Origin of the sequence: Dietzia sp. Cai40, assembly GCF_014145165.1 — a bacterium.
GTDB lineage: Bacteria > Actinomycetota > Actinomycetes > Mycobacteriales > Mycobacteriaceae > Dietzia > Dietzia natronolimnaea.
Genome location: NZ_JAALEB010000412.1, coordinates 1 through 1,103 on the forward strand (window position 1 = coordinate 1; position 1,103 = coordinate 1,103).

Genomic DNA, 1,103 nt, shown 5'->3' on the forward strand with positions numbered 1-1,103 from the left:
CGACTGACGTCGATTGACTTCGCGTGTCCTGCACCTCCCACGGGAGGTGCATCCGGACCCGGGGCCTCACAGCCCCGGCTTCACCGGACACCGGACCCGTAGGTGCCCCTGCTCGTCGGGGGTTCGGTCCGCTGCGGTCACCAGGGCCCGAGACCACCCGGTTTCTCGGGCGTAACCCGATACACACCAGAAAGCGAGGACGAGGGCCTCGCGGTCCGGCTGCTTCCAAGCCGGACGAGCCCCTCAACACTTCCATGGCAGTCATCTCCATGAAGCAGCTGCTCGACGCGGGCGCACACTTCGGTCACCAGACCCGTCGTTGGAACCCGAAGATGCGGCGGTTCATCTTCACCGACCGCAACGGCATCTACATCATCGACCTTCAGCAGACGCTCACGTACATCGACCAGGCGTACGAGTTCGTCAAGGAGACCGTCGCCCACGGAGGCACGGTCCTGTTCGTCGGCACCAAGAAGCAGGCCCAGGAGGCCATCGCCGAAGAGGCCGCGAAGGTCGGGATGCCCTACGTCAACCAGCGGTGGCTGGGCGGCATGCTCACCAACTTCCAGACCGTGCACCAGCGCCTCATCCGCCTCAAGGAGCTCGAGGCGATGGAGCAGTCGGGTGGATTCGAGGGACGCACCAAGAAGGAGATTCTCATGCTCACGCGTGAGATGACCAAGCTGGCGCGCACCCTCGGCGGCATGCGGGACATGACCAAGGTCCCGTCCGTCGTGTGGATCGTCGACACCAACAAGGAGCACATCGCCGTCGGCGAGGCACGCAAGCTCAACATCCCGGTCGTCGCCCTGCTCGACACGAACTGTGATCCCGACCTCGTGGACTACCCGATCCCGGCCAACGACGACGCGATCCGCTCGGTCAGCGTCCTGACCCGGGTCATCGCCTCGGCCGTCGCCGAGGGCCTCAAGGCCCGTTCACAGGCGGGCAAGGCCACCGGCGAAGAGGCCGAGCCCCTCGCCGAGTGGGAGGCCGAGCAGCTCGACCAGGTGACCGGTGAGACCGCGGCACCCGAGGGCGAGACGGCAGCCGAGGCCCCCGCGGCCGAGGCCACCGCGACCGAGGCCCCCGCGGCCGAGGCC

Annotated in this window: 1 protein-coding gene; it reads left to right on the top strand. The window is 67.5% G+C overall.

Annotated features, from left to right (window positions below):
• Positions 1–254 precede the first annotated feature (254 nt).
• On the top strand, positions 255–1,103 hold an 849-nt coding region (gene rpsB / locus G6022_RS14620), incomplete at its 3' end, for a 30S ribosomal protein S2 (protein ID WP_241730586.1).